We start from the raw sequence: 391 nt of genomic DNA, 5'->3' as shown, positions 1-391 counted from the left end.
TATTCGATAGTTACAACCTAAGCCTATATCAAATCAACACGCTTGAGATAGTACAAGACAGTCGTAATCGTTGGTATGCGTGTATCACTGTTAAAGACTACCCCAAACAAGCAAGTGGTAAGGGCAGCGTTGGAATTGATTTAGGCTTAAAAGAGTCTGCAACCACATCAAATGGCGACAAGCTAATTATTAAGCAAACGCAAAAATGGGCGAATAAATTAGCAGTAGCCCAGCGTGCTAACAATAAAAAACTTGTCAAAGCAATTCATGCCAAAATTAAAAACACAAGATTAGACTTAATTCATAAATTCACCACCAAGCTTGTTAAAGATAACAGCTTAATTGTGGTTGGTGATGTTAAATCACGCTCATTTACAACTAAAAAAACCAA

At 36.3% G+C, this 391-nt stretch carries 1 protein-coding gene; it reads left to right on the top strand.

The features are described 5' to 3' along the window. On the top strand, positions 1-391 hold a 391-nt coding region (locus A1232T_RS13220), incomplete at both ends, for a transposase (protein WP_143514011.1).

Source organism: Psychrobacter pasteurii, from assembly GCF_900162815.1.
In the GTDB taxonomy this organism is placed as follows: Bacteria; Pseudomonadota; Gammaproteobacteria; order Pseudomonadales; family Moraxellaceae; genus Psychrobacter; species Psychrobacter pasteurii.
This window is presented reverse-complemented; position numbering and strand designations above follow the sequence as displayed.